This window comes from Photobacterium sp. OFAV2-7 (assembly GCF_022347985.1).
GTDB lineage: Bacteria > Pseudomonadota > Gammaproteobacteria > Enterobacterales > Vibrionaceae > Photobacterium.
Genome location: NZ_JAKRFQ010000198.1, coordinates 1 through 6,814 on the forward strand (window position 1 = coordinate 1; position 6,814 = coordinate 6,814).

The following is a 6,814-nucleotide window of genomic DNA, read 5'->3' on the forward strand; positions in this document are numbered from 1 at the left end:
GCTGGGACTGGTCGGCCTGCTGACGATTGCCAGTCTGCTGCTGCCGATTGCCAACCGGATCAATTTCCCCTACACCGTATTGCTCGCCGTTGCCGGTTCCCTGCTGGGCGGGATCGTACTGGCTACCAGCAACCTTGACCCGCCGGGGATCCTGGGGGACTTCCTCACCTCGCTCGAGGCCTTGGATATCACTTCGGAAGTGGTTTTTTTCGTCTTTCTGCCCGCACTTATCTTCGAGTCTGCCCTCAATATCAATGCCCGTCACCTGATGACAGATATCGGCCCTATTCTATTGCTGGCCATTATTGGCCTGCTTATCTCAACCGTGCTGGTCGGGGCCTTTGTATGGAGCGTATCTGATGTCAGCCTGGTGGCCTGCCTGCTGCTCGGTGCTATCGTCTCTGCCACCGATCCTGTTGCCATCGTCGCCATCTTCAAAAACCTGGGCGCTCCCAAACGACTGACCATTCTGGTTGAGGGAGAAAGCCTGTTTAACGATGCGACGGCTATCGTCCTGTTTACGATCCTGGTCACCATACTGCTCGGCAACTCAGAAGCGGGTGTCATCTCTGCGACAGGGAAATTTCTTGAAGTCTTTTTCGGCGGCATACTGGTTGGCTTGCTTGCCTCATGGACTGCAGCCTCTCTGATCGGCAGACTACGCAATATGCCGCTGGTCGAAATCACGCTCACTATTTGCCTTGCCTATCTGAGCTTCCTGCTCGCCGAGCACTATCTGCATGTCTCGGGGGTTATGGCTGTCGTTACGGCAGGGCTGGTCATAAACTCATTTGGGCGTACCCAGATCTCCCCGCATACCCGGCATACACTGACCGAAACCTGGGAAGAACTGGTCTTTTGGGCCAATTCGCTGATCTTCTTCCTAGTGGGCCTGATCGTCCCCAAGGTACTGGTCGACTTCACCATGGCGCATTTTATCTCGTTAATCGCCCTGACCTTTGCCGCCTTTACCGCCCGCACTGCCGTGCTGTATTTGGTGCTGCCGTTGCTCAACAAAATCGGGCTGGGGCAACAAATCAGCCTGGCCTTTCGTACCGTCATGCTATGGGGCGGGTTGCGCGGTGCCGTCTCATTGGCACTGGCGTTGGTGATCCTCGAAACACCGGGCATCTCAAATGACATCAAAACCTTTGTTGCCTCTCTTGTCACCGGCTTTGTGCTGTTCACTCTGTTTGTCAATGCCCCGACCATGGGGGCAATGATGCACTTTTTCGGGCTCGACCGCCTTCCTCCGACAGAGAGGATGATCCGCAACCGCGTGATGGCACTATCGATTAGACGGATCCGCGAAGGGCTTGAACACGCCGCCCATACCGACAACATCAAACCCACCATAGCTACTGGTGTCGCGGACATCTATGAGCAGCGTCTGACCCGGGTTGAACACTCGATGTCAAAAGGCGAGCAATCCGATACGGTGACCCTTGGAGTCGGGTTAAGTACCCTGACCAATCACGAGCGCCATATTTATCTAAAACGCTTCTCGGATGGATTAGACTCGGCCAAAATCACCCGCTCGTTGCTATTCCATGCCGATGATTTGCAAGACGGCATAAAAATCGGCAACGTCCGGGGCTATCAGGAAGCCTATACGGATGCACTCAGATTTGGTGTGATGTGTCGCTCAGCCCTGTGGCTACAGCGGACCATGGGGTTCTCCCGTCCTTTGGCAATCCAGCTCGCCAATCGTTTTGAAGTCCTAAGCGTTCACGAAACAGCGGTCATTGCACTGATAGAATACTGCCATGACAAAATCCCGCCCTTGTTTGGCGAAGATCTGGCCTTAGAGCTCGAACCACTGCTCATAGAGCGCCTGCAGACAATCCAGCAGACACTGGATGCGCTGCGGCTACAATATCCAGAGTACGCAGAAACCTTGCAAAAACGTCACTTGGTCCGTGTTGCCCTGCGCCTTGAGGAAGCCAGCTACCACCAAATGCTCGACGAAAATATTATCAGCCAAGAAGTATTTAGTGATCTGGTTCGCGAGCTGGACAAACGCAACCATATCATGGACCGTCAACCCAAATTGGATCTCGGCCTCGAACCGGACAAACTCGTCGCCAAGGTACCGTTCTTCGCCAAGACAGGCGCAGACAGGATCAATGAAATTGCCGCTATGCTTACTCCCCGGCTCGTGGTTCCGGGCGAGTGCATCATCACCCGGGGAGAGCCGGGTACAGCCATGTATTTTATCTCCAGCGGGGCTGTCGAGGCCGCAACCAAGCCCCAACCTGTCCGCCTGGGGAGTGGTGACTTCTTCGGCGAACTGGCATTACTTACCCAGGAACCCCGCAGTGCAACCGTTACGGCAATAAGCTATTGCCAATTGCTGGTTCTGCAGTTGGACGACTTCAATAGCATTATCGCGACTCACCCTGATCTTAAAGCCCAAATCACCGAAGTGGCCAGCGAGCGATTGGATAAAAATGCTCTCATCACCAAGGTTCCTTTGTTCGCCTCGCTAGATAACAGCGCCATCAAGGCAATAGCCAACCAGCTAAAATCACGCATGGCGGCACCAGGTGAAAAAATTGTTGCCCGGGGAGAGGCCGGCGATGCTATGTTCTTTATTGCCACCGGCAATGTTGAAGTCATAACTGGCAAGCAAGCACCTGTACAGCTAGGTGCCGGTGAGTTCTTCGGCGAGCAAGCCCTTCTCTCGGAGCAACCCCGCAATGCTGACGTTGTTGCCACCGGCTATTGCGAACTGCTTGTCCTGCCCAAACAAGACTTGCATACCCTGCTGGTAACTCAGCCTGCTCTAAAGGCTCGACTCAAATTGCGAGGAGATAACCAAGAACAATAAGGAGCCTGTATTTTTATGTGCTGGTTACTGTATTTTCGGCAGGTTTCTTAATCATGACTCAAGATAACCACAATTTTTATCTAGATTTTATATCAGGAGATAATTGACGAATGGAATAAAGCGTCCGAACCCAAAAAGGAAAAGAGAAACAATGAAGAAACTCATCATAATAATTATGATAAATATCATTCCTTTATTGGTTCTTATACTCAGTGTGCTAGGCACCAATTGTAGCTCTTCATTTCATGGTGCGGATAACCGCCAGACTGACACCGAAAGTCAATCAAGCTTCAGTTTACACTGTAATTTCAGCGAGTAGCTGACGGTAATAACCTACACCCGCCAGGCGCTAAACAACAATTATCCTCCCATTTAATGATTGCCTCTTTGATAATAAAGATCAGCATAGGCGCCGACCATAGACAGCTGGCTGAAGTGTTGTTCAACCCTTTCCCGTGATACCTGCCCCATGCCATCACGCAACGCCCTATCATGAAAGAGTTTTAGCAAACTAGTGGCCAGCGAATCCCGGTCCTGGCTTTCCACACCGAGTCCGGTTTCTCCTTCCAGAAGCACTTCCCGGATCCCCCCAACCCGGGTGACCACATGGGGAAGCCCCATGGCCATCGACTCAAGCAGGGTAACCGGGATCCCTTCGGCTATCGACGACATCGCAAAGACATCAAAACGCGCATAATAGTCCCGGACATTTTGCTGCCTGCCGGCAAAGATAACTTGCCCAGCATGCTGAGCATCACTGTTTGCCTCATTTTTCAGCGCTGGCAGTTCATCGCCACAGCCAACAAGCATCAGCTCAGCCTGCCGTGAAAAGTTACGATCCTGCTGGCAAGCGTGTTGAAAAGCGTTAATTAGCAGCTTTTGGTTTTTTATTCCCTGCAGGCGGGCAACATGGCCGATGATGAATTTATCCGGGGCAGGCTTTCTGAACTTCGGCGAGAAATATTCGACATCAACGCCGTTGGTGATCAAGGCTAATTTGGCTTGACGGATACCGACATCACGCTGGAGCCACTGGTACAGATCATTGGATACGGCCACAACATGATGGATAACCCATGAGCTGATCTGGCGAAGATAACGATATTTGGCCACTTTTCCGAACGGATCATAGGTATCTCTTCCATGTTCGGCATGAATACGCAGCGGTACCCTAGCCAACCATGCCACCCATTGATACTCGATAGTACCGAGATTATAGGTGTGAAAGATATCCGGTTTTCTCTCGGTAAGAATCCGGTAAAGACGCGGATACAACGACAAATCGTTGCCCGGTTTCTTGTTCAGCTCAATCACAGTGACCGAAGGCGGCAACTCCTTGACCAACTCTCCTGCCTGGGTCAAGGTCACAATCGTATGTTGATATTGCTCCCCCAACTGGTTGATGCAATTGATAATGATCTTTTCCAGCCCGCCGACATGAAAGCCGTGGACAAGATGACAAACATTTTTTTTGGCTACCATATCCGTTCAACACCCTTTCCTCATGGCCTGGCACATCTACCCATTTGACTTAACGACAACGTCTTGGAAGACGCTACGTTTACCTCGTAATAACAGCTGAAAGCGCTGGACGATTTTTGCCGCATTCTGATGCCAGGTGAGTTGCCGGTTTTCAATGGTCGCAACGGCCTGTTGCTGAACGTCAGCCTTTAAATCAGTCTCGACCACCAGCCGCTTGATAGCCTCCAGCATCTGCTGATTGTTGCCCTCTTCAAATAGCAGGGCATTCGATTTATGAATTAACAGTTCTCTGATATTGGGCGAATCAGGAGCGACTACCGCTTTGCCTGTTGCCAGATATTCGATCAGTTTTAGCGGTGAACACCAGGGGGTGACTGCCGGTTGCAGGGCAATATCAATTTGTGCCAACCATTTGGGCATCTCTTCCCGGCTGACCAGGCCTGCGATACAAAGCTGCTGCTCGATATGTAATTCTCGGGCTTTTTGCTGCAGTTCATCCAATACCGAACCGATACCGACAATTAACAGCACCAGATTGGGATTTCTCATCTCGGCTATCGTTTCGACAACCAAATCCAATCGATGCCACTCTCGGCAAAAGCCGACAAAGCCAATCACAGTTTTCCCCGCCAGATCCGGCAACCTGTCATAATGAGAGGTCACATTAAAATGGCTGGCATCAATCCCGTTTGCCAGCACAGTGACATCACTCTGTCTGACACCAGCCTGATATAAATAGTCAGCCAGTACATGCGTCACCGGCAAAATATGATCGGCATTACGCCAGGCATAAAGTTCAGACCATTTGGCCAGCATCGGCAGGTGGATCCCACCATAGGCCGCGCGCTCCATGTATAACGGCGCGTTAACCTCGAGGATCAGGGGCAGCTTGAACAGTTGCTTGGCCCAAACCCCCGAAGGCAGAAACAGGTTATAGCGCTCGTAAATGGCATCAGGCCGATGCTTCCTGATGGCCTGTACCAGTTTCACAAAGTCATAGAAGCTATAGCCAAACTCAAGCAACTCACTGACAAAACCGGGTAAGGCATGACGGAGCCTCGACATCCAGCCACCATCATCACCAAACTCGGTTGCATCCGAAATCGTCGGAGCAACAACGATAACCTCATGGCCCTGTTGTCTCATAGCATCAATGATCGCCTCGATATGAACAAACTGCCCGTCCCTTGAAGCCACCCGGTGGTGATAAAGTATTTTCATACTGTTACCTCTTCGTCGTTCATATCGTTCTCTGTGTCTCGCCGCAATAAAACGCCATCAGGTTGCTCGTTCCCCAGCAGCTCAGAAAATATCCGATACAGCTGGTCCGTGGTTTCATCCCATGAAAACTGTTCGGCATAGTGCCTGGTTTCAGCACGTGAAAGCCGGGTATTGAGCAGTTGCCCAATCGCTGCCGCAATATCACGACTGTTACGCGCCACCAAGACTCCCGCCTCACGAGCTTTGACAACCTCCGGCGTTCCCCAGATATTGGTCGCTACGACAGGGGTTCCGCAGGCCATTGATTCCAGTAATACATTGGCCCAGCCTTCACGGCTTGACGCCAGCACAGATAGATCGGCAGCCTGAAAATAACAGGCGAGCTCCGACTGGGAGAGCGCGCCGAGAAAGGTCACCCGGTTGGATACATGCAGCTTTTTGGCCAGTCGCTTCAACCTTGATTTTTCAGGCCCCATTCCGGCAATGAGGAGCTGTGCCTCCGGGTGCGCCTTCATGGCTTCAATCACAAGGTGATGCCCTTTACGCTCGATAAGCAGTCCGACCGAGAGAAAGACAGGCACTTCCAAGGGCAGCTTCAGCTGTTGTCGCACATCGCGCTGTTGTTGCTCATCGGCAAAGGAAAAAAGCTCTAAGTCGACACCATTACGGGATGCTGACACCTTTTCCGGCGCTGCCCCCAATGCAATCATTTCCTGCCGAAGTGCTTCGCAGACCGCCAGATTATGGCTACTGGCCTGAAAGACCTCCTGAATCTGTCGCCGCGGCGTCTCGTACTGAGGGAGCAAGTTAATATCCGAGCCCCTGGCCGTGACGGTAAACGGCTTGTTGAGCTTTCTGGCGACCTCGGCAATGGCGACACCATCCGGATAGAAGTAATGGCCGTCTATCAAATCAAACTCATAGCCCTCAGCCATCAGCGCCTTGATTTGGCGATACAATACAAATGCCAGGGTTTTAGGCGCCAATGTCATACCGACCTTGGGGATCACCACATAGCGAGGATGATAAACCGGCATACCAAAGCGCTTTTCAAAAGAGGGGGCCTTGGCAAAAACACTGTACTGACCAAAGAACGATGATTTAAATGGGAACCAGGGAACAGGTGCGATGACCGTTATCTCGGCATCGGGGTAACGCTTTCGCAGTTGCTTTAACCGGGTTTCGACAAACACGCCATGCTTGGGATCGGCAGCATTCGGAAACAGGCTGGTAATGGTCAAAATTTTCATTGTTACTGCCTCGCCATAAAGAGTGAAAACA

The 6,814-nt window shown here is 51.6% G+C and carries 4 protein-coding genes; 1 reads left to right on the top strand and 3 read right to left on the bottom strand.

The annotated features are described in order from the left end of the window. On the top strand, positions 1 to 2,830 hold a 2,830-nt coding region (locus tag MHN01_RS12040), incomplete at its 5' end, for a cation:proton antiporter (protein ID WP_239411572.1). Positions 2,831 to 3,202: 372 nt separating this feature from the next. Here MHN01_RS12040 and MHN01_RS12045 read toward each other — a convergent pair. From MHN01_RS12045 to MHN01_RS12055, 3 genes are all read right to left on the bottom strand, one after another. Further along, the gene (locus tag MHN01_RS12045; RefSeq protein ID WP_239411573.1) at positions 3,203 to 4,312 is read right to left on the bottom strand and encodes a glycosyltransferase; all 1,110 of its coding nucleotides are present in this window, start codon (positions 4,310 to 4,312) and stop codon (positions 3,203 to 3,205) included. 36 nt (positions 4,313 to 4,348) lie between these two features. Next, positions 4,349 to 5,533, bottom strand: coding sequence for a glycosyltransferase family 4 protein (locus MHN01_RS12050; protein ID WP_239411574.1), 1,185 nt, complete (start codon positions 5,531 to 5,533; stop codon positions 4,349 to 4,351). Continuing rightward, positions 5,530 to 6,814 (bottom strand): glycosyltransferase family 4 protein (locus MHN01_RS12055; protein ID WP_239411575.1); only part of this gene is annotated, 1,285 nt, incomplete at its 5' end. The genes MHN01_RS12050 and MHN01_RS12055, both read right to left, overlap by 4 nt.

Excerpts from the sequence above, each read along its gene's own strand:
- MHN01_RS12045 (WP_239411573.1), bottom strand. The coding sequence starts at position 4,312 with ATGGTAGCCAAAAAAAATGTTTGTCATCTTGTCCACGGCTTTCATGTC.
- MHN01_RS12050 (WP_239411574.1), bottom strand. The coding sequence starts at position 5,533 with ATGAAAATACTTTATCACCACCGGGTGGCTTCAAGGGACGGGCAGTTT.